Source organism: Vibrio sp. 1288 (assembly GCF_033344475.1).
The window spans coordinates 1-935 of sequence record NZ_JAWPOX010000218.1; the positions used below are offsets into that span (position 1 = coordinate 1).

At 49.2% G+C, this 935-nt stretch carries 1 protein-coding gene; it reads right to left on the reverse strand.

All coding sequences use genetic code 11. From position 1 onward, the window contains the following. The coding region (lysA, locus tag R8O11_RS25780; RefSeq protein ID WP_318194684.1) for a diaminopimelate decarboxylase at positions 1-935 on the reverse strand (935 nt) is incomplete at both ends.

The window sequence follows — 935 nt, forward strand, 5'->3', positions numbered from 1 at the left end:
CCATAGGCACCTGCTGAACGAACCGCGAGTAGATCACCTTCTTGCAAAACGAGTGCGCGATCTTTACCCAAGAAGTCACCAGTTTCACAAATCGGGCCAACCAAATCGTAAGTTTGTGGCTCACCATTGCGAGGGGAAACAGGCACAATATCTTGCCAAGCTTGGTACAGTGCTGGACGCATCAAGTCATTCATCGCCGCATCAATGATGGCAAAGTTTTTATGCTCAGTGTGTTTTAGGAACTCCACACGGGTGAGCAAAATACCGGCGTTTGCTGCAATCGCACGGCCTGGTTCAAAAATCAGTTCTAGGTCTTGATGATTTTCAAGACGCCCCAACAACGCTTTCGCGTAATCAGAAGGCTGAGGCGGTAATTCATCACGATATACCACGCCTAAACCACCACCAACGTCGAGGTGACGAATGTTGATGCCTTGTGCTTTCAGGTCATCAATCAAAGCCAGCAAACGGTCGGTTGCATCTATAAATGGGTCAATGCTCGTTAACTGAGAGCCAATATGGCAGTCGATACCTTGCACATTCAGATTAGGTAGGCTCTGGGCGAATTGATACACTTCTGGCGCGCGGTCAAACGCAATGCCAAATTTGTTGTCACGAAGACCAGTCGAAATATAAGGGTGAGTTTTCGCGTCAACATCTGGGTTAATACGTAGCGAAATAGGCGCAATCACACCAAGCTCGCCCGCCACTTTATTCAAGCGTTCGAGTTCCGGCTCAGATTCAACGTTGAAGCACTTGATGCCAAGCTCTAGTGCGCGCTTCATTTCTGCTGGCGTTTTACCCACCCCAGAAAACACGACTTTCTTCGCATCACCGCCCGCAGCAATCACACGCTCTAGTTCACCACCAGATACGATATCAAAACCCGAACCCAAACGAGCCAGCGCGTTCAATACGCCCAAGTTTGAGTTGGC